General features: G+C 50.1%; 21 protein-coding genes. 1 reads left to right on the top strand and 20 read right to left on the bottom strand.

Annotated features, from left to right (window positions below; all coding sequences use genetic code 11):
* Positions 1–12: 12 nt before the first annotated feature.
* The 8 genes from J3369_RS06485 to flhA are packed head-to-tail and all read right to left on the bottom strand — an operon-like array spanning position 13 to position 9862.
* Complete coding sequence (locus tag J3369_RS06485) at positions 13–1161, bottom strand: protein-glutamate methylesterase/protein-glutamine glutaminase (protein WP_349585120.1); 1149 nt, start codon at positions 1159–1161, stop codon at positions 13–15.
* 25 nt (positions 1162–1186) lie between these two features.
* Positions 1187–3472: a chemotaxis protein CheA gene (locus J3369_RS06480; RefSeq protein ID WP_349585117.1), complete on the bottom strand. Its 2286-nt coding sequence runs from the start codon at positions 3470–3472 to the stop codon at positions 1187–1189.
* Positions 3473–3484: 12 nt separating this feature from the next.
* On the bottom strand, positions 3485–4231 hold the full coding sequence (locus J3369_RS06475) for a protein phosphatase CheZ (protein WP_303574364.1): 747 nt from the start codon (positions 4229–4231) through the stop codon (positions 3485–3487).
* Between the two features lie 34 nt (positions 4232–4265).
* A complete protein-coding gene (cheY, locus tag J3369_RS06470; protein ID WP_119500582.1) occupies positions 4266–4649 on the bottom strand; it encodes a chemotaxis response regulator CheY in 384 nt (127 codons plus the stop codon).
* A 47-nt stretch (positions 4650–4696) separates the two neighbouring features.
* The gene (locus J3369_RS06465; RefSeq protein ID WP_119500581.1) at positions 4697–5425 is read right to left on the bottom strand and encodes an RNA polymerase sigma factor FliA; all 729 of its coding nucleotides are present in this window, start codon (positions 5423–5425) and stop codon (positions 4697–4699) included.
* On the bottom strand, positions 5422–6288 hold the full coding sequence (locus J3369_RS06460) for a MinD/ParA family protein (protein WP_119500580.1): 867 nt from the start codon (positions 6286–6288) through the stop codon (positions 5422–5424). The genes J3369_RS06465 and J3369_RS06460 overlap by 4 nt, the downstream gene beginning before the upstream one ends.
* Entirely contained in the window at positions 6285–7730 is a 1446-nt protein-coding gene (gene flhF, locus J3369_RS06455; protein WP_349585112.1) for a flagellar biosynthesis GTPase FlhF, read from the bottom strand. The genes J3369_RS06460 and flhF overlap by 4 nt, the downstream gene beginning before the upstream one ends.
* Positions 7731–7759: 29 nt before the next feature.
* Positions 7760–9862 carry a flagellar biosynthesis protein FlhA gene (flhA, locus tag J3369_RS06450; protein WP_119500578.1) on the bottom strand — a complete coding sequence of 701 codons (2103 nt, stop codon included), beginning with the start codon at positions 9860–9862 and terminating at the stop codon, positions 7760–7762.
* A 238-nt stretch (positions 9863–10100) separates the two neighbouring features.
* On the opposite strand from flhA, the gene J3369_RS06445 reads away from it, so the two are divergent.
* The gene (locus tag J3369_RS06445; RefSeq protein WP_349585109.1) at positions 10101–11942 is read left to right on the top strand and encodes a tetratricopeptide repeat-containing diguanylate cyclase; all 1842 of its coding nucleotides are present in this window, start codon (positions 10101–10103) and stop codon (positions 11940–11942) included.
* Here J3369_RS06445 and flhB read toward each other — a convergent pair.
* The 12 genes from flhB to fliH form a co-directional block, all read right to left on the bottom strand.
* Positions 11932–13056, bottom strand: a complete 1125-nt coding sequence (gene flhB, locus J3369_RS06440) for a flagellar biosynthesis protein FlhB (RefSeq protein ID WP_349585106.1) — start codon at positions 13054–13056, stop codon at positions 11932–11934. The two genes, J3369_RS06445 and flhB, sit on opposite strands and share 11 nt — an antisense overlap.
* An 8-nt stretch (positions 13057–13064) precedes the next feature.
* The gene (fliR, locus tag J3369_RS06435; protein ID WP_119500575.1) at positions 13065–13847 is read right to left on the bottom strand and encodes a flagellar biosynthetic protein FliR; all 783 of its coding nucleotides are present in this window, start codon (positions 13845–13847) and stop codon (positions 13065–13067) included.
* Between the two features lie 12 nt (positions 13848–13859).
* Positions 13860–14129, bottom strand: a complete 270-nt coding sequence (gene fliQ, locus J3369_RS06430) for a flagellar biosynthesis protein FliQ (RefSeq protein WP_119500574.1) — start codon at positions 14127–14129, stop codon at positions 13860–13862.
* A gap of 10 nt (positions 14130–14139) precedes the next feature.
* The gene (gene fliP, locus J3369_RS06425) at positions 14140–14907 is read right to left on the bottom strand and encodes a flagellar type III secretion system pore protein FliP (RefSeq protein ID WP_303574368.1); all 768 of its coding nucleotides are present in this window, start codon (positions 14905–14907) and stop codon (positions 14140–14142) included.
* Positions 14894–15313: a flagellar biosynthetic protein FliO gene (fliO, locus tag J3369_RS06420; RefSeq protein ID WP_349586193.1), complete on the bottom strand. Its 420-nt coding sequence runs from the start codon at positions 15311–15313 to the stop codon at positions 14894–14896. The genes fliP and fliO overlap by 14 nt, the downstream gene beginning before the upstream one ends.
* 28 nt (positions 15314–15341) lie before the next feature.
* Complete coding sequence (gene fliN / locus J3369_RS06415) at positions 15342–15749, bottom strand: flagellar motor switch protein FliN (RefSeq protein WP_349585101.1); 408 nt, start codon at positions 15747–15749, stop codon at positions 15342–15344.
* 27 nt (positions 15750–15776) lie between these two features.
* Positions 15777–16835, bottom strand: coding sequence for a flagellar motor switch protein FliM (fliM, locus tag J3369_RS06410; protein ID WP_119500571.1), 1059 nt, complete (start codon positions 16833–16835; stop codon positions 15777–15779).
* A 12-nt stretch (positions 16836–16847) separates the two neighbouring features.
* Positions 16848–17405: a flagellar basal body-associated protein FliL gene (gene fliL, locus J3369_RS06405; RefSeq protein ID WP_349585098.1), complete on the bottom strand. Its 558-nt coding sequence runs from the start codon at positions 17403–17405 to the stop codon at positions 16848–16850.
* A gap of 85 nt (positions 17406–17490) precedes the next feature.
* Complete coding sequence (locus J3369_RS06400) at positions 17491–19470, bottom strand: flagellar hook-length control protein FliK (protein ID WP_349585095.1); 1980 nt, start codon at positions 19468–19470, stop codon at positions 17491–17493.
* Between the two features lie 182 nt (positions 19471–19652).
* Complete coding sequence (fliJ, locus tag J3369_RS06395) at positions 19653–20102, bottom strand: flagellar export protein FliJ (RefSeq protein WP_349585092.1); 450 nt, start codon at positions 20100–20102, stop codon at positions 19653–19655.
* Between the two features lie 5 nt (positions 20103–20107).
* A complete protein-coding gene (gene fliI / locus J3369_RS06390; protein WP_349585090.1) occupies positions 20108–21442 on the bottom strand; it encodes a flagellar protein export ATPase FliI in 1335 nt (444 codons plus the stop codon).
* The gene (gene fliH / locus J3369_RS06385; RefSeq protein ID WP_349585087.1) at positions 21435–22217 is read right to left on the bottom strand and encodes a flagellar assembly protein FliH; all 783 of its coding nucleotides are present in this window, start codon (positions 22215–22217) and stop codon (positions 21435–21437) included. Before fliH ends, fliI begins: the two co-directional genes overlap by 8 nt.
* Between the last annotated feature and the right edge of the window lie 9 nt (positions 22218–22226).

The following is a 22226-nucleotide window of genomic DNA, read 5'->3' as shown; positions in this document are numbered from 1 at the left end:
CTGCTGACTGAGCTATTTCTGCATCATTTCCGTGAGTATGCACGAAGCGATGTTATCAATGGCTATGCTCTTTTCTGCGATGTTCGCTTTCGCTACCGCCTGTGGCATACCGTATACCACACAGGTGTCCTGATCCTGCGCCCACACTTTGGCGCCTTTACGGTGAAGTGCTTCACAGCCTTCACGTCCATCAGATCCCATGCCCGTCAGAATAATACTCAGTACATCGCCGCCGTAAATATCCACCAGACTGTTAAGTGTAATATCCACACTGGGTTTGTAGGTATCTTTCTCATGTTCATGGGCATCACGGATAACAATATTTGGCAGTGACATAGACTCCACCACCATTTGCTTGCCCCCGGGCGCAAGATAGGCACAACCGGGTTTAAGTATATCCCCGTGTTCAGCTTCTTTTACCGAAATCTCGCAGTTATTGTTCAGCCGCTGGGCAAACGCATTTGTAAACGTGCCGGGCATATGCTGAACCAATAAAATCGGATAAGGAAAGTTAGCCGGCAGCCCTGACAGCACTTTCTGCAGTGCCACCGGACCACCTGTAGAAGCCCCGATGGCAAGACATTTATACCGTTTTCCTGATGCCTTAACTTTAGAAACAGTAGGCTGGGATGCGGTCTCAGTGCGTCCGGTGAGAATAGACGAGCTTTTAAAAAACGTCGACTTGGGGGCATTGGCAGGCATTGGAGGAGCGGGCTTTGCCACAGGCTCTTGTCTGGAGATAACAGGGCGGCGTATGCCAACTCCCCGTCTCGCCAGTAAACGCACCTTGGTCCGTAGTAAGCCAACAGCTTCTTTACGCTCTTTAGAAATTTCCTCAAATTTCTTTGGCAGAAAATCCAGCGCACCGGCCTCCAGCGCATCCAGAGTTGCCTGGGCGCCGGCGTGTGTCAGAGACGAAAACATGAGAATGGGTACAGGGCGTTTCTGCATGATCGCTTTTACAGCGGAAATGCCATCCATCACCGGCATTTCCACATCCATTGTCACTACGTCGGGTGACAACTTAATCAGCATATCCAGTGCTTCTTCACCGTTTTTGGCTTCGCCAACAACCTCGAGTTCTCTGTCCTCATCCAGAATTTCGCGTACACGACGACGATAAAACGTCGAATCGTCCACAACAAGGACTTTAAAAGCCATAGTAATGATGTTCCTTTAATTGCGACTATGACCTGCGCGCATATCGCTTAAGAAGACTCGGGATATCAAGAATTAACGCGATTCCGCCATCCGATGTAATGGTTGCACCAGCCATACCCGGTGTACCTTGTAACAAGGCATCCAGTGGCTTGATCACCACTTCTTCCTGACCAATCAATGCATCCACCACGAAGCCCACCTGCTGCGTACCGATTTGAACTACAACAACATGACCTTTTTCTTTCTCGATATTTTTCGGGCCGCGGATAAGCCATTCACCAAGGAAGAATAGCGGGATAGCCTTAGAGCGGACGATCATCGTCAACTGACCATCTACCGTATTGGTTTTCTTGATGTCCATATTGATAATTTCGTTAACAGCACCCAATGGCAATGCAAAGGTTTGCTGACCGACAACAATCATCAGAGTTGGCAGGATTGCCAGCGTTAACGGTACTTTGATTTCTAACCGGGTACCTTTACCCAGATGAGAATCAATATTTACAGTACCATTCAGCTGGTTGATTTTGGTTTTAACCACGTCCATGCCCACACCACGACCGGAGATATCACTGATCTCTGTCTTGGTAGAGAAGCCCGGCGCGAATATCAGATTAAACGCTTCCACATCAGACATACGGGCGGCGGCATCAGCATCAAGCACGCCACGACTGATAGCGATTTCTTTCAGCTTTTCCGGATCCATCCCTTTACCATCATCGGTGATAGTAAGCAGGATATGATCACCTTCCTGTGAAGCTGCCAGTTTCACTGTACCCATGCGCGGTTTACCCGCATTAGCACGGTCATCCGGCATTTCAATACCATGGTCGACGGAGTTACGCACCAGGTGAACCAGGGGATCGGCCAGCGCCTCAACCAGGTTTTTATCCAGATCCGTTTCTTCCCCTTCAAGCTCAAGAGTAATTTCTTTTTTCAGGCTCCGGGCAAGGTCGCGGACAACCCTGGGGAAACGACCGAAGACTTTCTTGATGGGCTGCATGCGGGTTTTCATTACCGCGCCCTGAAGATCACCGGTCACCACATCCAGGTTCGCGATAGCCTTCGACATATCTTCGTCATTGGTATTGATACCAAGGCTTAACAAGCGGTTACGAACCAGCACTAACTCACCGACCATATTCATAATCTGGTCAAGTCGTTTGGTGTCTACACGAACAGTAGTTTCTGCCTGCGGGGCCTTTTCTTCCTTCTTAGGTGCAGCTTTAGCAGCAGGCGCTGCGGGCTTAGAAGGTGCAGCGGGTGCGGCTGGCGCAGCCGGAGCCGCTTTTGCGGCCGGGGCAGGTGCTGCAGCTTTAGCAGGTTGAGCCGGCTTGGCAGGCTCAGCAGGTTTAGACTGTTCCGCTTTGGCAGCCTGAACGGCTTTGGTTGCCTGAGTGTCGACTTCAACACCACCGGCAATGCCGGGCCCCTGACCTTTACCGTGTAACTGATCAAGCAAAGCCTCAAATTCGTCATCGGTGATTTCGTCACCATCAGAACCGGCTGCAGCCTGTTTCGCTTCGGGTGCTGCGGCCGCTGGTGTAGCGGCAGGTGCGGCATCGCCACCGAACTGTCCTTTACCGTGAAGCTCGTCTAACAGAGCCTCAAATTCATCATCGGTGATATCTTTACCATCTCCACCAGCGGCTGCTGCCGGAGCGGGTGCAGGAGCTGCCGGCTTAGCAGTTGCATCTGCTGACGGTCTGCCGGGCGCACCGGAACCATGTAGCTGGTCCAGTAACGCTTCAAATTCATCTTCGCTGATATCTTCAATGCTGTTATCGCCGGCAGGCTCTGCAACAGCGGCGGCTTCCGGTGCAACCGGTACCTCTTCAACAATCAGCTCAGGCTCTTCTGCTACCGGCACTTCTTCTGCAGGTGCTGCCGTTTCCCCGCCAAAAATATTTTCGCCGGGGGCTTCAGGCTTGCTCAACTTATGCAGAACATCAACAAGATTTGAATCAGCGGCTTCGAGTGGTTCACGGGCTTTTACCCGCTCAAACATTTCCACTACGACGTCTGTCGCTTGCAGAATGACATCCATTAATTCCGGCGTCAGTGTACGCTGGCCATTACGCATTACGTCAAAGACGTTTTCTGCGCCGTGACAAATCTCAACCAGTTCAGTCAAAGATAAGAAACCTGCGCCACCTTTTACCGTGTGATATCCACGGAAAATCGCGTTGAGGAGGTCAGCGTCTTCCGGATTATTCTCCAGGTCAACTAACTGTTCCTGTAATTGTTCCAAGATTTCTCCGGCTTCGACCAGAAAGTCCTGTAATATATCCTCATCAACATCAAACGACATTCATTCGCTCCCCTAAAAACCAAGGCTCGACAGGAGATCATCCACGTCATCCTGGCCTTGTACTACGTCATCCCGCTTCTCAGCGTTCATGATTGGCCCTTCCGCTTCAACAGCGTCCGGCTTGTTCGTGGTGCTCTGTGCTTTAACAGGTGCATCCCTTTCACCGAACACGGTCAGCATGTTCACAAGGCTGTCTTCGACTTCTTTCACCAGGTCAATCACTCTGCGAATAACCTGGCCTGTCAAATCCTGATAACCCTGTGCCATTAATACTTCGGTCAAAAGGCTATTAAGTTTAGAAGAATCTTTCGACACGTCCTTAAACAGGGCGTCGATATCCATACATAAACTCTTGAATTCACCGAGCTCAATCTGACGGGTCATAAGCTTTTGCCATTCAGGCTCAAGGGCTGTGATCCGGTCTGATAAAGATTCAGCAATGGGCATACAGGACTCTACAGCGTCCATTGTAGTATTAGCCGCTTTTTCAGTTTCTTCAATTACGTAGGTGAGACGCGTTTGCGCATCAGGAATATCATCATTAGCCAGACCAGCAATACGCTCGTCTAACTGGAAGGTGTTGAGGGCGTCATGAAGTTGACGGGTAAGTTTGCCAACTTCAGCAAAAAGTTCGACAGACTCTTTGGCAGATACGGCTTCAAGCAGGGCGCTGGCGGAGTCGTCATCGCCCTGCTCAAGATATGCTACCAGCTGTTTTGCTTCTTCGAGCGAAATAGGGACTTTTTTAGTAGGAGACATCCAGTAATCCTCTTCTCTGGCGGGAGCGGCTGGATCAACCTAAACGCTCAAAAATCTTATCGAGTTTTTCCTTAAGTGTAGCGGCTGTGAAAGGCTTCACAACATATCCGTTTACACCTGCCTGTGCTGCAGCAACGATTTGCTCTTTTTTCGCTTCAGCTGTCACCATCAATACTGGCAAGTGCTTGAGTTTGTCGTCTGCACGAATAGCGCGTAACAGGTCGATACCCTGCATACCTGGCATGTTCCAGTCGGTCACGACAAATTCAAAGTCGCCTTGCTGGAGCATGGGGAGGGCCGTACTTCCATCGTCAGCTTCCTGAATATTGGAAAATCCAAGATCTTTAAGCAGGTTCTTTATGATTCGTCTCATAGTAGAGAAGTCGTCTACTACAAGAATTTTCATACTCTTGTCCAAAATAGCCTCCGGTGAGGATTATCAATCGTTATTAATATTAGTATGTTTTATTCTTCTGCCTGCCATGATTGCATTCGGGCTTTTAGTTTTAACATGGCCTGGCTATGAATCTGGCTGACCCTTGACTCACTGACTTCAAGAACTTCACCGATTTCACGTAAATTCAGTTCTTCATCATAGTACAGGGACAGTACAATTGCTTCCCGTTCAGGTAATGTTGTGATGGCATGCGCCAACGCCTTTTGAAACGCCCCCTGCATTAAATCTTCGAGGGGTGAATCATTACCTTTATTCTGTTCTGTGCTGATTACATCTTCTGACACACCCAGGTCTTCAATACCGACAAGTTTACCGGCATTCACCTCGTTAAGCATTTGATGATAATCATTAATACTGACATTTAGCTTAGCAGCAATTTCTGTATCACGCGCGTCTCTGCCAGTTTCTCTTTCAACTTGTGTTATGGCTTCCGTAATAGCACGGCTATTTTTATGCACTGAACGGGGTGTCCAGTCGCCCTTACGGATTTCATCCAGCATAGCACCACGAATACGGATACCTGCGAAGGTTTCGAAACTGGCCCCTTTCGAGCCGTCGAAATTTCTGGCTGCTTCCAGCAATCCGATCATCCCTGCCTGAATCAGGTCATCCACCAGCACACTGGCAGGCAAACGCGCCATCAGGTGATGGGCAATGCGTTTTACAAGGGATGCATGGCGCTCGACCAGCTGCGACTTGTCGGTCTGCTGCTGGTAAGCTGCCGCTTTACTATTCAACGTTGGCTTCCTACTGCTTGCTTCGTCACCAGTTGTTCAATGAAAAATTCCAGGTGACCACCCGGCTGAGCCGGTACCGGCCAGTTAAGCGCTTTGGTGGCTAACTGACTAATCGCGACGGCCGCAGGAGAACCGGGAAATGCATCCACAATAGCGGTTTGCTTTCTGACTGCCCGACGAATATTTTCGTCGAAAGGCACAGTTGCCACCAATTCTAGTGCCACATCCAGGAATCTGCCTGTCACTTTTGATAATTTACTGAATAATTCCTGCCCTTCACGGATGTCCCGAACCATGTTTGCCACTATTTTGAACCGGAACACGCCGTGTTCACGGTTCAATATTTTAATCAGTGCATAGGCATCGGTCAGAGAAGTCGGTTCGTCACAAACCACGACCATGATGTCCTGCGAGGCACGGGAGAAACTCAGTACCATATCGGAAATACCGGCAGCGGTATCTACAATCAGCACGTCAATCTGCGACCGCAACTCACTGAAAGCACGGATTAATCCGGCATGTTCTGTGGGCGATAACTCAGTCATTGCCTGAGTACCTGAAGTCGCCGGAGCGATTTTAATACCGTGAGGTCCGGTTACCAGAACATCATCAAGTGTGCATTCACCGGATAATACGTGAGAAAGGTTCTTCTCAACACGCAGACCCAGCATGACGTCAACGTTCGCTAATCCTAAATCGGCATCGAGTACCATGACCCGCTTACCTTGCTTGGCCATAGCAATCGCCGTGTTTAATGTAATATTGGTTTTACCAACACCACCTTTGCCGCCGGTAACGGCAATAACCTTTATGAGGCGTGATTGATTCATCTTTCGTAAGCTACTCGCTTGATCTTCGATCATACTGCCTGAACTGAATTAACTTCATGATTACGCTTAGTATGATTCAAACCGTACTTTTTATAAAGCTTTGCAGCGGCAGATACGAGAGATTTTGCATCAGCAACTTTAATATCTTCAGGTACCTGCTGCCCGTCGGTCACATAACTAACTGGCAATTGCTGTTCAACAGCAACACTTAAAACCTCACCCAAACTGTAGCATTCATCAACTTTCGTGAAGATACATCCGTCAAGCTTAACGGAATTATACGCTTCAATGATGCGTTGCAATGCAGGATATTGGGTATTTGCCTGCGCAACCAGGTATTTACGGACAGGTTGCATTTGTCCGTGATTAAATTGACCAAGTTGCTTTATTAAACGACTGTCGCGCTGACTGAAACCAGCCGTGTCTATTAATATTAGACGCTTATGGCGTAACTGGAAGAGAAGTTCGGCTAATTCTTCACTGCTTTGCGCCTTCCTTGTGGTACAGCCAATAATTTTGCCATACGTTGCCAGCTGTTCATAAGCGGCAATACGGTAGGTATCGATAGTGATCATAGCCACCTGATCAGCACCGTATTTTTGCGCATAGCGTGCTGCTAATTTAGCAACAGTCGTGGTTTTGCCTGTTCCCGTTGGACCAACAAGAGCAACCACACCGGTTTGGGTCAGGATATCATTACCGGAAACATTAAGGCGATTAGCCAAAAGGTTGAGAAGATAAATCCACGCTTCCCGCTCGGTGTATTGAGAAGGGGTGTAGTGCACCAGTTGCTCAGCCAGTGAAGCACTCAGCCCCATACCGGTTAAACACTGAGTCAGATAGCTGTGTACGGGACGCTGACGCTGCTTTTTCGCATCCATCAAGTCTGCGACCTGATATTGTAAAACGCTGCGAAGAGAGGCCAGCTCCTCTTTTATCGCATCCAGCTCACTGGCCGGGGCACCGGCAGACTGCTGACTTTCCGCCGCTCTAAAGTCGGGATTCATCTGAGATACCGGTGCAGGCTTTTGTTCTTTTGCAGAAAATACATCAGCAAATGAAAACGCCTCTTCGTCATGAGATGCAGCGGGTTGTGGATTGACTCCACGGGGATCTCCGGCGAAGGCAGACGATGTTTGTGGTGCAGGAGAAACTGCAGGGTTCTGACGGTCACTTCCGGCAGCCGCAGCTTTTTCTGCAGCCTGCTTTTCAAGCAACGCCCGTAAGGTATCCGGACCGTCGTCACCGATAATTTCGCTGAGGCTTGGCATCGCCTTCTGTGCAGCAGGCTTACCTGCGTCATGGCGGGTGTTGAGTTTTATTTTTGCTTCCGGCTCTTTATCGTAAGCGGCGACCAGCTCAATACCGTCTGCCACTTTGCGATTCGACATGATTACGGCGTCACTGCCCAATTCTGCTTTTACCTGGCTTAATGCTTCCCGCATATCTTTGCCAAAAAACCGTCTGATTTTCATCTCAACCTCTTCACTCACCCGGCGTCAGATTATTGACCCACAGAGCTGACAATTTTGATTTGTTTGTCATCAGGGATTTCCTGATAAGACAACACATGCAGGCCAGCTACCGAATACTTCAGGAAGCGTGACAGCACAGGTCTTAACATGCCTGACGTCAACAGTACCGCAGGCTCGCCATTCAGTTCTTGTTGTTGTGCGGCCTGTTGCAGGGATTGCTGGAGCCGGTCGGCCAGTCCCGGTTCGATGCCGGCGCCGTCTTCTCCTCCTGCCTGAAGTGACTGGTGCAACATCTGTTCCAACTCTGGTGCCAGAGTTATGACAGGCACTTCTTTCGCTCCCTGACTGATTTCCTGCACAATCAGACGCTTCAGCGCAATACGCACTGCAGATACCAGCACATCCGGATCCTGACTGCGGGGGCCGTATTCCGATAAGGTTTGAACGATAGTACGCATATCGCGGATGGGAACGCCTTCGAACAACAAGGTTTGCAGTACTTTTACTACGGTGCTCAGCTGCAGAATATCGGGTACCAGCCCTTCCACCAGCTTAGGACTGGATTTCGCCAGCATATCGAGAAGTTGTTGAACTTCTTCATGACCGAGTAACTGGTAGGCATTGTTGCTGAGTAACTGACTGAGATGTGTCGCTACCACGGTGGCCGCATCCACTACTGTGTAACCAAGGGTTTGCGCATGCTCCCGCTGATTCGGCCGTATCCACACGGCATCCAGTCCGAAAGCGGGGTCTTTAGTCGCCCGTCCTTCCAGCTTACCGAACACTTGCCCGGGGTTAATCGCCAGCTCTTCATCATGACTGATTTGCGCATCGCCGATGGTCACCCCCAGCATGGAGATCGTGTAAGCATTGGGGTCGAGATCAAGGTTATCGCGGATGTGTACCGGCGGAACCAGAAAGCCCAGTTCCTGAGACAGTTTCTTCCGCACACCTTTTATACGGGTCAGCAATTCGCCGCCCTGTGATTTATCCACCAGCGGAATGAGCCGGTAACCGACTTCAAGACCAATGGTGTCAACTTGCTGTACGTCATCCCATCCCAGCTCCTTGATTTCCGGTGCAGGCTGGTCAGCACCGCCTTCCATTTTGGCCGGCACAGCCGGTTTTTCTGCCGCTTTCTTCGCCTGTACACCCTGCCAGTATGCATAACCGGCAGCAATAGCAGAAAATCCCAGAAAGGCCACGTGAGGCATGCCGGGCACAATGCCCATGACAAACAGCACTGCTGCGGCAATATACAGAGCCTGCTGATTACCCAGCTGTGTCCGGATTTCCTTACCCATTTCCTGAGTTTCGTTTTCGCGGGTGACGATAATTGCCGTTGCCACCGACAACAACAGGGATGGGATCTGGGCAACCAGACCGTCACCAATGGTCAGGATAGTGTAAACTTCCAGCGCATTTCCGAAGGACAAGTCATGCTGAATCATGCCGATAAATAAACCGCCGACGATGTTAATCATCATGATGAACAAACCGGCTACCGCGTCACCTTTAACGAATTTTGACGCACCGTCCATCGAGCCATAGAAGTCTGCTTCTGCGGTGATTTCTTCCCGGCGCTTACGGGCTTCATCCTGATCGATATAGCCGGCATTCAAATCGGCATCAATGGCCATTTGCTTACCGGGCATGGCATCAAGGGTAAACCGGGCACTGACTTCTGAAATACGGCCGGCACCGGCTGTCACTACTTTGAAGTTAATTATGAGCAGGATGGCGAATACCACCACCCCCACCGCATAGTTCCCACCAATCACCACGGCTCCGAAGGCTTCAATTACCTTACCCGCAGCATCGCCGCCTTCATGACCATACAGCAAAACGACCCGCGTAGAGGCTACATTTAATGCCAGCCGTAAAACCGTTGCGATCAGCAAAACCAGGGGGAATATACCGAAGTCCACCGGCTTTTGGGTAAATACAGCCACAAGAATAATAACCAGACTGAGGGCGATGTTAAAACTGAAAAGAACATCGAGCAGAAAGGGCGGCATTGGCAAAATAACCATGCCCATGATCGCAAGCAAAACGACAGGCGCCCCCAGACCACTGGTGATATTTTGAATCTGATTTTTGTCGAACCGCTGCAGATAGCCGGATAGCTGCATAAAATTTGCTCTCGCTAACAGAAAATTGACGCTTACTTCGTGTCTGTCAGTGTCAGTTCAACTAATGTGCCAGTTTGAAAATGTTTGCCAACAAGCGCCCGGCGTTGTTTTTTGAACTATAGTTAAACCGGATGAGACATGCTCAGGACAACAAGTGCCGGAATACCCGTTAAAACAGCGACGTATTGCATTTAAGAACAATATTTTTCCTGTTGTTGCAGCGACAGGCCTGATATTTATGTCTTCTTGCGCCTTTGCGGCACCGGCACAGGTATCTGCGCCCGACGATGCGGTAATCCGCGTCATTAAGTCTTTTCATCAGCACCCGCAGGAAACCGTACTCGGTCTGGAAGAGATGCTTGATGATGTCCTGCCCGAATATACGCCTGCCACTATTCAATATCTGCTGTCGTACTTTTACATGAAACTGGGTGATTTCAGCCGCTCAGAGTCTCTTCTGAAACAGGGGCTTGAAAATGTAGATCAAGTAGGCGAACCGTTGCTCTATCACCGTTTACTGCTGCAAAAATCGCAACTTTACGAAAAGACAGAGCGCCAGGTGCTGGCGCTGCATTATGTTGCTGCCGTCAGTGAGTGGGCGCAGCAGCATACTGTCACCCAGCTGTACATCGGTGCATTAATGACAGAGGGATTAATTCAGCAATCACTACAAAATCGTGTGGCCGCGCTGACAAAACTGATCATTGCCCACAGAATTGCATCGGAGAACGCTACTCAAATTCCGCCTGCTCACATAGCGGGTCTTATTGCATCGGTGTTTCAGCAGGCTGAACAATACGACAATGCCCTTCCCTATTTGCAGGAGGCGCTGGAATTTGCAGTCTCCAGGCACAACCGGGTCAATCAGCAAAACCTGTTACATAAGCTTGCTCTTTCTCACTTCGCTACGGGCGACGAAATTGCAGGGCAGCGTTATTTCGACGAAGCAATGACCATTGCACGGGAACTGGCAGACAAAAATGCGCAGGTGGAATTACAACTTCTTGACGCTGACAGGCTAATGAAAAAGAAAGCCTATGCAGAGGCGCTGGCGATTTACCGGGAGCTGATACTGATTCAGGAAATATTGCCGTCGGAACAGTATTACGGGGATATATTACGGGGATTATCAAACGCCCATTATCATACCGGCAACTTCGGCACCGCACTGGACACACTGGCCCGCGCAGAAACGATTTCTGCATCTGCTACGCCAAAAGAAGTGATTGAGTCACGGATACTGGAATCAAGAATTCAGGCGGCATTAGGTAACTACGGCGAGGCCTATCAAACACTGGAAGACGCACGCAATAAACAAGTAAAGCGCCTGAATGAAATCAGTGCTGAAAAGCTGTTCAAACTGCAGACTCTTTTCGACGTTGATAAGAAAAGTCAGGAAAATGCCGCCCTCAAAGCGATGACGAAAGCTCAGGAGTTGCGCATAAAAACAGAGCGCCAGCGGGGCTTCTTTATGATATCGGCGCTCGTTTTGCTTTTCAGTCTGTGCGTGGCACTGGTTATTTTGCAGAAAAAGCGCGCCAGGTATCAGCATAAACTGGAACAGATTGCGATGACTGACAGCCTGACATCTCTGCTAAACCGCCAGCATACCTTTAAATCACTGGAAGAACAGGCTGACATCGCCGGGGCCTGCGGCAAAAAGCTTGCTGTCGCCCTGCTCGATATCGATTTATTCAAACAGGTAAATGATAATTTTGGTCATGCTGCCGGTGATGAAGTATTACGTACCTTTGGTGCTCTGGTCAGAGACAATTTCAGAAAAACCGATATTACAGGCAGAATAGGCGGTGAAGAATTTTTACTCATATTTCCTGATGCGGATTTTACAGAAGCAAAAGCTGCTACAGACAAATTCAGAGCAGCCCTCAAAGCGGCCGGAAATGCCCTTCCCTATGCATTGGGCCCGCTCACGGTATCCGGCGGGATAGGATACGTTACCGGACCGGATACGATGGCCGCAGAACTGGAAGCCATCGACAAAGCATTATATCAGGCCAAAGAAACAGGCCGCGACGCCATCATTACTGTAGATAAAAGTACTGACGGATTTACCTTCTGAGTTCAGGTGGTATCGGCAAGTCTTTCTTAAGTGGTTTAGGACGTTTGCCCTTACCCGCCTTAAATGCACGTAATTGATACACATACGCCAGCACCTGTGCCACCGACATGAACAATTTGTGGGGAATTTCGTGCTCAACTTCAGTGGAATAATAAATAGCCCTTGCCAGCATGGGTGACGGCACAACAGGCACTTCATGGGCACCGGCAATTTTACGGATATGCATGGCCAGTTCATCAATCCCTTTTGCCACCACCACAGGTGCTCTGCCGCCGTTATCATCGTATTTAAGCGCCACGGAATAGTGCGTCGGGTTAGTCACAACCACATCCGCTTTCGGTACTTCCTGCATCATCCGGCGGGCTGCAGCCTGATATTGCAGGCGACGTATACGTCCTTTCACCTGAGGATCACCCTCGGCATTTTTACGTTCGTCTTTCACCTCCTGCTTGGACATTTTCATTTCTTTGTTGTGCTTGTACAGCTGGTACGGCACATCAAAAATAGCGATGGGGATCATGCCCAGTGTCAGCAGGAAAAACGCCCATTCGAGCATGTTCAGTGCGTGGAACAAATTATTCGGGTACAGCTCAAGGTCAAGATGCAGTGCTTCATCCTGAAAGTACATTAACGATACCAGCGCCATGGAACCGATAACGAAGAACTTGGCAATGGACTTAAGCAGTTCCACCAGGCCATTAACACCGAACATGCGCTTAAAACCGTTAAGCGGATTCAGCTTATTCATTTTCGGCGACGCCGATTCCCAGGTGAAATTGTATCCGCCCAGCGCAATAGAGCCGTAAATACCGGCGGCCATCGCCACGACCATGTACAGTAAAACAGGCGCTGCCACCGCAGAAAAACCGTAAACCCAGGCCCCAAACATGTGAGTTGCGTCATAGGTTTGGTCGCGGGAAAGCTGGAACATGTTTTTCATCATGCCGAAAATAGCCTGTGCGATGGTGCCCCCCATGACAAGAAACATGACGCCACTGACCACCAGAACCAGTGTCGTCGACAACTCTCTTGACCGGGCAAGCTGGCCTTTTTTTCGTGCGTCGTCGAGTTTTTTCCCCGTGGGGTCTTCTGTTTTTTCCTGTTCGTCAGCCATCGTCTACCTCACACGGGACAGATCATCAGCAACTCACACATGAATTGCTGAGCACGTTGCCACTGGGTGGCAAAGTGGGACGTAAAGTTATCGAGGGTAATCCAGATAATGATTAACCCCATGATTTGAGCAATGGAAAAACCAATGCTGAAAATATTTAACTGTGGCGATGCTTTGGTCATCACCCCGAACGCGAGGTTCACGATCAGCAGTGACACGATGGGCGCCAGCGATAACGTAATCGCAGACACAAACATCCAGCCGCCCCATTCTGCAATATCGCGGAACTGATCTGCTGTCCACCATGCTTCGCCGATGGGAAACGCATCAAAGCTGATAACAATCATCTGGATCATGGCCAGATGGCCGTCAACGGTCCAGAACAGCAACGTCGCCAGGATCAGATAAAACTGACCGACTGCCGGCACGTTAATTCCGTTTACCGGGTCGACAATAGAGGCAAACCCCAGACCGGTTTGCATGGCGATGATCTGACCTGCCAGAACAAAGGTGTTCAGGACCATCATAGAAATAAACCCGATGGCGATTCCAATCAGCAACTGCTGAATAACCATCAGAAAAGATCCTACGCCGACCAAATCGTCCACGGGTACCGGTTTAACGACCGGCATAATCACCAGGGTCAGAAAGATAGCCAGCAGGGCTCTCACCGACTGGGGAATAGATTTGGCACTTAATCCAATCATGGCTGCAAACATGCCGCTGATGCGCATAAACGGCAGCAACATATCAGCCAGAAACTGATTAATGGTAGATAAATCCACGTTCACGGAACGTAACCTTTACCCGACGACCTGAGGGATTTGATTGACCATATGAAAGGTAAAGTCCATCAGTTGCTCCACCAGCCAGTTACCTCCCCACGCCAGTGCCAGCAAGGTCACGATAAGCCTGGGCAGGAAACTCATTGTCTGTTCGTTAATTGACGTGGCCGCCTGAAACACTGCCACAATCAGACCCACAATCATGCTGGGCACAATCACCGCTGACACCAGCAGGATAACCATAAACATGGATTCACGGAGAATTTGAACAAAGACTTCTGGTGTCATGTGTTGTCTCCTACACGCCCATGCCGAAACTGGTTGCCAGGGTGCCGAATATAAGATTCCAGCCATCCACCAGTACAAACAGCATTAATTTAAAGGGCAGTGACACAATCATCGGCGACAGCATCATCATACCCATCGCCATCAAAATGGAGGCCACGACCAGGTCAATAATGAGAAAAGGAATAAACAACATGAAACCGATTTGAAATGCGGTTTTCAGCTCGCTGGTCACGAATGACGGGATCAGAATGGTCAGCGGCACATCTGCAGGCTCATCATACTTGTCTTCATCGCCGGCAATACGGACAAAGGTTTCCAGATCTTTCACCCGGGTTTGTGACAACATAAACGCCCGCATGGGTTCTGCTGCTTCTTCCAGCGCCTGGCGGGAGGTCATTTCCTCGTTCAGATAAGGTTGCAGGGCGCGCTCATTTACCTCTTCAAACACCGGCGTCATGATAAACATAGACAGAAACAGGCTCACGCCGATAAGGATTTGATTGGAAGGAGACTGCTGCAGGCCAATGGCCTGACGGAGAATGGATAACACTACAATAATGCGGGTAAATGACGTCATCATCATAATAAACGCAGGAATAAGACTCAGCGCAGACATGATGAACAATGCCTGCAACGTCATTGAATAATCCTGCGTACCGTCCGCATTGGTGGTCACAGTGACGGCAGAGATCCCCTGCTGGGCACTGGCTGGCAGAGCCAGAAGAAATAATACCGGACAGAGCGTCAGAAAACGGCACAACCACTTATTGTTTATCATTGCCCTCTCCTTTCACTGCCGGATTCATGGCGCCAGCCATAGCTTTAACCAGCTTCTGACGAAAATCTGCACCGTTACCCTCCTGTCCGTTTCCGGCAGGTGCTAATGGCGTTTCCAGTTTACTGAGATGATTGATGTTGTGAGCAGTCACGCCGATGAGATGCTGCTCGTCACCCACCTGAATAACCATAATGCGCTCTTTGGCACCGGCCATCATGCTGGCAACCACTTTCATCTGCCCGTTCGCAGCATGAGTGACATTAAACCGGCGCATAAGCCAGGCGAGGGAAAATATAATGCCGACAACCACCAGCAATGACAGGAAAATTGACAGTACAGACGTGGGATTAGTTATTGACCGGGTGCTTTGAGCACAGGCCTGATGGCTAAATAACAGGGGCAGCAGAATGCAACCCCCTGTTTTAGAAAGCGTTTTAGCGAAGCTTTTTGATTCTCTCGATTTGACTGATAACATCCGTTAACCGAATACCAAACTTATCGTTGACCACTACTACCTCTCCATGAGCAATCAACGTGCCATTTACCAGAACATCCAGTGGTTCACCGGCCACCCGGTCCAGCTCGACCACGGAACCCTGGTTCAATTGTAGCAGGTTACGGATGCTTATCTGGCTGCGTCCCACTTCCATAGAAATGGTCACAGGAATATCTAAAATGGTATCGAGTTTCTTTTTCTCTTCCTGAGTAATCGGCGCGTCATCGGTCAGCTCATCTAATTCAGCAACCTGAACGTCATCATCACCTTCACCTTCGCCAGCTTCAGCATCAGCCTGCTCGGCCATGGCTGCGGCCCAGTCGTCCATTCCGTCATTATCACTCATGACTTTGCCCTCTTACTAAGATCGTCACTACAGATCTTCTTCAAGTACTTGCAGCTCAGCGTCGTTATCAATAACGCGCCCGCCGCGGGTTAATAATTGCAGTTCCGATTTCACCGACGTCGGACGCGGGATCTTATCGGAAATTTTTAGTGCCAGCGCATCCCTTGAGCGTCCGAGCTTAGCCCGGAACGTTGGGAGATCTTCAATCAGCACAGTAATGTGCTCCGGCATTTCCACCGGAATGATATCCCCGGCTTTAAATTCCATAATTTGACGCAGTGGCACGTCCACATCCAGCATATGCGTGGTTAATGCCACTTTTACGTCAAGGATTTCGTCACGCAGTGCCTTACTCCAGCGTAAATCGGTGTCTTCTTTATCAGATTGCACACCGGCATCGAGTAATTCACGAATAGGTTCCAGCATGGAATAGGGCAACGACACGTGGAAGTCACCACCGCCGCCGTCCAGTTCTATGTGGAAAGAACTGATAACTACCACTTCAGTCGGGCTGACAATGTTAGCCATGGCCGGGTTAACTTCAGAATCCAGATACTCAAAAGAAACGTCCATGACCGGCGCCCAGGCTTCTTTGTAGTCTTCGAAAATAATTTTCAGCAACATCTGAATAATACGCCGTTCAGTAGGCGTAAATTCGCGACCTTCGATTTTCGCATGATAGCGGCCATCACCACCGAAGAAGTTATCCACCAGAATAAACACCAGCCGGGCTTCCATGGTGATGAGCCCCGTTCCTTTCAGCGGACGGAAGCGCACCATGTTCAGGCTCGTGGGTACAAACAGCGTGTGAATGTACTCGCCGAATTTGATCATCTGGATGCCGTTAATAGAGACTTCGGCAGACCGTCGCATCATGTTAAACAAGCTCACCCGCAAATGCCGGGCAAAACGCTCGTTAACAATTTCCAGCGTTGGCATACGGCCACGTACAATCCGGTCCTGCGAGGAGAAATCATATTCCAGCGCAGATCTGTCGGAGGGTGCGTCCGATACCTCTTCTTCTTCGACATCATCGACACCGTGTAAGAGCGCGTCAATTTCGTCTTGTGATAATAAATCGCTCACTGTGATAACCCGTTATTGCATCACGAAACCTGTGAACAATACCTGTTCAACTACTTCTGACCCTGTATATTCCTTCATGGCCGACTGTACTTCTTCAAGGGCTTTTTCCCGCAATTCGATTTTACCCGCTTCTGTGACCAGATCATCGGCATTACTGCTGCTGAATACCTGCAATAAACGCCCCTGAATAAGCGGAATATTCACTTTCGCAGTTTCTTCATTATCAGTGCCCCTGACCAGCAACTGAATTTTAATCTGTACCGTACGCTCACGGCCACTGCCCGGAATATGGAACAGTAAGGGTTGCGGTAAAGCAACATACAAGGCTGTTCCCACTTCCGCTGAACCTGATGCCGGAGCAGCTTCCGGCGCTTCGCCTTCACTTTCAGCGGCTGCGGCTTCTTCGCCTTCAGCTAATGCTTCTGCTGCAGGCTCATCACCACCGGCAAACAGAAAGAAATAAGCACCGGCACCGCCACCAATCAATACCACAGCAATGATGATGATCAACATCATCTTACTTTTTTTGCCGCCACCTTCTTCTTCGATTTGTAACTCTTCATCAGCCATTGCGCTTTCCCCGTTAACCATTTTGGCGAGTATTATGGTGAATTACAGACAATTGGCAATAACCATTGCGTATGTCTGCTCATGGTTAAGCATAGTCATCAATTCCGCCCTGCGCCTGGCGGGTAAGCGATTGTTCTGTTACTTGTTTGTCTTCGCCGGCTTCCTGTGCAAGCTGGCCATTTCCGCCACCCTGCTGACTGCCTTCACCACCTTCACCGTTGCCACCCTGTTGTTGCTGACTGACAAAAGATTCGCCCAGATTAATACCCTGCTCTGCCAGCATTTCACGCAGCCGTGGCTCGGCCTGAGCCAGAGCATCTCTGGCCTGCGCTGACTGTACGACAAAGTTTACCGTCGCTGCGTCACCGGATACATTCACCCGCACCTGCATGCTGCCCAATTCCGGCGGATCGAGGCGGATTTCCGCCATGGAATTTCTGGCATTGACCATCCAGCGTACCTTCTCAGCCAGTTGCTGCTGACCTTCCGGTTGATGAATATTCACCGGCTTGTCTGCATCAGCGGCCTGTTGAGCGGCTGACCGCTCAGTCCGGGCCTGCTGAATATCAGCTACGGTAGTATCTGAGCCCGAATGAAGTGATGCCAGAGCTGTCACTGTGATGCCCTGCGCCAGTTGCGAAGCGGTCCCCGTAATGGCAGTGAGTTGTCTCATTTCTGTTTGCAGCATTACCTCAAGGTTCTCCACCGGCGCCACGCCGGCTTCTTCAATGGCACTGGCAATCATCGCTTCCAGCGCTGACTGTTGTTCACTGCCGCTTTGCAACTGAGCCTGAAACTGCTTAACGGCATCAATGACGCCTTGTTTTACTTCTGCTTTCTGACCTTCACTGGCGGTGTCGGGTAACATAGCCACCACCTTATCAGCCAGGTTGTCTGTCACCAGTGTCTGTGATTCTTCTGATGATGACGCCAGTATTTTGGCAAATTCGCCGGCGGTGTTTTGTGCGACAATGCCCGCTTCAGCATTCGCAGATGCGCTGCTGTTCAGTGTTTGCTGTTCTTTCCCGCTTTGTTGATTATCCGCACCGGATTCGCCGCTCATTTCTGCTTTCATCAGAGAAACCAGCAAGGCAGCTTCTGCTTCCAGTTCACTTTCAGTCAGTCCGGCATTTTCAGCATTCTCTGAAGCCGCTTTGTTTACATCTTTGCCTGACGCCTTATTCATAGCAGCAATCATGGCGGCAGCCAGCTTCATTGCCTCTTCATCTGAGATTTCTGCATCACCGGCACCGGCGGCAGCGCTTTCCTCTTCCTGTGCGGCAATCAGCGCATTGACGGCTTCGTTAAGGGCTTCAGCAAGGGCCTGTAATGACTCACTGCCGTCAACATCATTGCTTTCGCCCGTTCCGGATTGCGTTTTTTGCGCCTCTTTTAAGCTGGCGATCAGCGCTTCAAGCTCATCATTGCCATTACCGGCAAACAGTTCTTCGCCGCTGATCAATGCGTCAAGGTGCAGTTCCTCCGGTAACGCTTCAACACTGGTAGCCAGCGTGACATCACCTTCTACCTGTGCACCGGTGTTTAGTTCACCTTCATTCAGACGGCGCACGGCATCAACAAAAGACAGCCAGTCTGTGGAATCTTCTGCTTTATCTGTGGCACTCTGCGTATCTGCAGAGGCGGCGCTTTCCACGTTTGTTTCTGACTCAGCCTCTGCTGTTACCACAGCATTTTCAGATGCATTACTTTTCTCAACGTCTGCCTTTTCTTTAGCAACTTGTTTTGCCGCAGTTTGCGCAGATTCAGTCACTTTGTGTTCGTCTGCCACATGGTTTTTATTCCGTTCCATGGGCTCACGGCTTGTTTGTGTATCACGGGAGGAGACACTGCGTTTACTGTCCGCGGATTTGGCATCTGTAGTATTATCAGGACGCTGACTGGCAGAAGAGGATTTTCTTGCCTGCTCTGCCGGTGTGGCAGCGCGGTTAAACACATCAGCAAAAGCCTGTTGCTGTCCGTCAAACGTCGATACTCCGGCGGATGTATCGATATCTATCGGCAAAGCGGCAATTTCTGAACGCTGAGTGGCAACTTGTTGCATCATAATCTTAATCCTCTTCCCGGAAACCCCGTATTTCTGTCAAAAAACAGTGGTATTTGCGGGTTAATTACTTTCACGTTTACAACTACGCAAAACCTGTTCCAGGTCGCCGGTTTCAGACGTTAAAGAGGAAATTAATTACGGCACCGCCGGGCTTATTCATACCCGAACAGAGGCACCGGTAGTTAGAATGGAGATTTAGTTAATTGATTTCTGTAGAATTTCTGAGAGGCATATTCATCAAGCATTTGCTGCTCACGGCGGGCTTCAATACGCTGCGCTTCCTTTGCTTTTTTGTCAATGAGCATATCCACCGCTTTACGGCGCTTTTGCTGCTCCAGCCAGGCCCGTTTTCGCTGCTCAGCGACCAGTGATGCCTGAGAAATCACATTCATTTGCTGCTGACAGGCTTTATCCAGCTTACCCACAAACGACAAATGCTGATGGTAAGCTTTCGCTGCCACGCCACCTTTACCGGTTGCCTGTATTTGACGGACATAATCAAGTCGGTACTGTTGCAAATTGCTGAGTTTTTGACGCTGTTGAGTAACGTGCTGTTGAGCAAGCTGAAACTGCTGCGCAGCTTTCTGCTCTTTTTCCAGTTCGAATTTTGCAACCAGTGCCAGCTGACTCATTGACCTTACCCTTTACCTAACCCGCCGGCCAGTGCCGACATGCCCTGCAGACACTCATCATAGGGCAAAACGTTTTTCATGCCTTGCTGCAGGAATGCATTAATAGCCGGTTCCGCACGGATAGCGAGATCGATACGGGGATCAGAGCCCTTCGCATAAGCACCGATAGAAATAAGATCGCGGTTTTGCTTGTACGTGGAATACACCTGACGGATACGCCGCGCCTGCTGTAAATGCTCATCACTGGTCACCATGGGCATCACCCGGCTGATAGACGCTTCAATATCAATTGCCGGATAATGGCCACTGTCTGCCAGCGTACGTGACAACACCACGTGACCGTCAAGAATAGCTCTGGCCGCATCGGCAATAGGGTCCTGTAAATCGTCGCCTTCGGTTAAAACTGTATAGAAAGCAGTTATCGAGCCCTGACCGGCGCTGCCATTACCGGCACGCTCAACCAGTGCCGGTAAGCGTGCAAACACAGAGGGCGGATAGCCTTTAGTTGCCGGGGGTTCGCCTACGGCGAGCGCGATTTCCCGTTGCGCCATGGCATAACGGGTCAGAGAATCAATCAGCAGCAATACGTTCATGCCCTGGTCGCGGAAATACTCAGCAATCGTCACGGCTGTTTCACAGCCTTTCAGGCGCATTAACGGCGAGGTGTCTGCCGGTGCAGCCACAACCACGGCGCGCTGGCGTTCCTCTTCAGTAAGGATATCGTGGATAAACTCTTTGACCTCACGGCCCCGTTCTCCCACAAGACCCACGACCACCACATCAGCTTCACAGCCCCGGGTCATCATGCCCAGCAACACCGACTTACCCACACCGGATCCGGCAAAGAGTCCCATCCGCTGCCCTACGCCTACTGTGTTCAATGCGTTAATTGCGCGTACGCCCACATCCATAGGTTCAGAGATTGGCCGGCGTGTCAGCGGGTTGATGGGTGGTTTGGTGGTGGGCACGCGGATGTCGGTTTTTACCGGTCCTAATCCGTCAAGAGGCTGGCCATTCCCGTCGACCACACGACCGAGCAGACCCATACCCACAGCCAGACCACTTTCACGGTTTAGTGGCAACACTCTTGAACCGGGAACAATCCCGCGAACCGCTTCAGTGGGCATCAGATAGGTAATATCGTCGCCGAAACCGACGACTTCAGCTTCAATTTCCCCTTCAATGGTCTGTACCATACACTGACTGCCAACAGGCAGCTGGCAGCCGACGGCTTCAAGGGTGAGACCAATACCACGAACCAGTTTTCCGGCGGTAACCACAGGAGGCTGCGGTATCTGGTCGATAAGATCTTCAAAATAACTGCCCCAGGGACTAGTCATCTGAAAGCCCCCGTTCGAGGAGGAACTTGCTAAGTATATCTTTGCAGCGGCGTTCTACAGACACATCAACAGCGTTTTGTTGGGTGGTAATATCACAGCCGCCACGGGACATTGCCGGAGATTCAATAAACTGCCAGCCTTTCTGCTCAACCGTGTCTTTTCCGTAATGCTCTGTGACCAGCTGTATGTCATCAGGGTGCATGGAGATGTGGTAACGGGTTTCGTTCACCGGCAGGGCTTTTAACCCTTCGGCCAGCGCCTGCAAAATAGCGTCCTCACCGGTTTTCACTTCGGTGCGTATCACTGCCCTTGCCAGTGATACAGCCAGCCTGACCAGTTGTTTGCGGGTATCATTATTTACCTGCGATAACGGCGCAGTGAGATTGTCTGCCAGTGATGTCCAATTAGCAGCCAGTGCATCTATTTCAGCCTGAGCGGCCCGGATACCTTCTGCTCTACCGGCTTCCAGACCCTCGCCATGACCCTGTTCTTTGCCTTCGGTATATCCCTGCGCTTTGCCCTCTTCAAAGCCGGTTTGCTTGCCTTCATTGTAGCCCTCATCATGGGCTGACTGACGGATGGCTTCAATTTCTTCCGCAGTAGGAGGCAGGATCTCTTCTTCTTCCGGCTCCGGAGGTTCATATTTCCAGTCACTGCGACGATTCAGCGCATTAGTGCGTTGTAGATCCTGCGTTGTTTTTTCGTCAGACAAAAACGGTAAATCCCAGGATTTAGCCTCGTTAAATTTGTCATCTGGTGTTGAATTATCACTCATATAATCTGG

The sequence above is a fragment of the Alteromonas sp. NFXS44 genome, from assembly GCF_040148705.1.
GTDB lineage: Bacteria > Pseudomonadota > Gammaproteobacteria > Enterobacterales > Alteromonadaceae > Alteromonas.
The sequence above is the reverse complement of the archived record's forward strand: the minus strand, read 5'-3'. Positions and strand labels throughout refer to the sequence as shown.

What these genes read in the sequence shown, in the direction of transcription:
- J3369_RS06480 (WP_349585117.1), bottom strand. Translation starts at nt 3,472, where the DNA reads ATGTCGTTTGATGTTGATGAGGATATATTACAGGACTTTCTGGTCGAA.
- J3369_RS06475 (WP_303574364.1), bottom strand. Translation starts at nt 4,231, where the DNA reads ATGTCTCCTACTAAAAAAGTCCCTATTTCGCTCGAAGAAGCAAAACAG.
- flhA (WP_119500578.1), bottom strand. Translation starts at nt 9,862, where the DNA reads ATGCAGCTATCCGGCTATCTGCAGCGGTTCGACAAAAATCAGATTCAA.
- fliL (WP_349585098.1), bottom strand. Translation starts at nt 17,405, where the DNA reads ATGGCTGATGAAGAGTTACAAATCGAAGAAGAAGGTGGCGGCAAAAAA.
- flhF (WP_349585112.1), bottom strand. Translation starts at nt 7,730, where the DNA reads ATGAAAATCAGACGGTTTTTTGGCAAAGATATGCGGGAAGCATTAAGC.
- J3369_RS06485 (WP_349585120.1), bottom strand. Translation starts at nt 1,161, where the DNA reads ATGGCTTTTAAAGTCCTTGTTGTGGACGATTCGACGTTTTATCGTCGT.
- fliH (WP_349585087.1), bottom strand. Translation starts at nt 22,217, where the DNA reads ATGAGTGATAATTCAACACCAGATGACAAATTTAACGAGGCTAAATCC.
- fliI (WP_349585090.1), bottom strand. Translation starts at nt 21,442, where the DNA reads ATGACTAGTCCCTGGGGCAGTTATTTTGAAGATCTTATCGACCAGATA.
- flhB (WP_349585106.1), bottom strand. Translation starts at nt 13,056, where the DNA reads ATGGCTGACGAACAGGAAAAAACAGAAGACCCCACGGGGAAAAAACTC.
- J3369_RS06400 (WP_349585095.1), bottom strand. Translation starts at nt 19,470, where the DNA reads ATGATGCAACAAGTTGCCACTCAGCGTTCAGAAATTGCCGCTTTGCCG.
- J3369_RS06445 (WP_349585109.1), top strand. Translation starts at nt 10,101, where the DNA reads ATGTCTTCTTGCGCCTTTGCGGCACCGGCACAGGTATCTGCGCCCGAC.
- fliQ (WP_119500574.1), bottom strand. Translation starts at nt 14,129, where the DNA reads ATGACACCAGAAGTCTTTGTTCAAATTCTCCGTGAATCCATGTTTATG.
- J3369_RS06460 (WP_119500580.1), bottom strand. Translation starts at nt 6,288, where the DNA reads ATGATCGAAGATCAAGCGAGTAGCTTACGAAAGATGAATCAATCACGC.
- fliP (WP_303574368.1), bottom strand. Translation starts at nt 14,907, where the DNA reads ATGATAAACAATAAGTGGTTGTGCCGTTTTCTGACGCTCTGTCCGGTA.
- fliN (WP_349585101.1), bottom strand. Translation starts at nt 15,749, where the DNA reads ATGAGTGATAATGACGGAATGGACGACTGGGCCGCAGCCATGGCCGAG.
- fliJ (WP_349585092.1), bottom strand. Translation starts at nt 20,102, where the DNA reads ATGAGTCAGCTGGCACTGGTTGCAAAATTCGAACTGGAAAAAGAGCAG.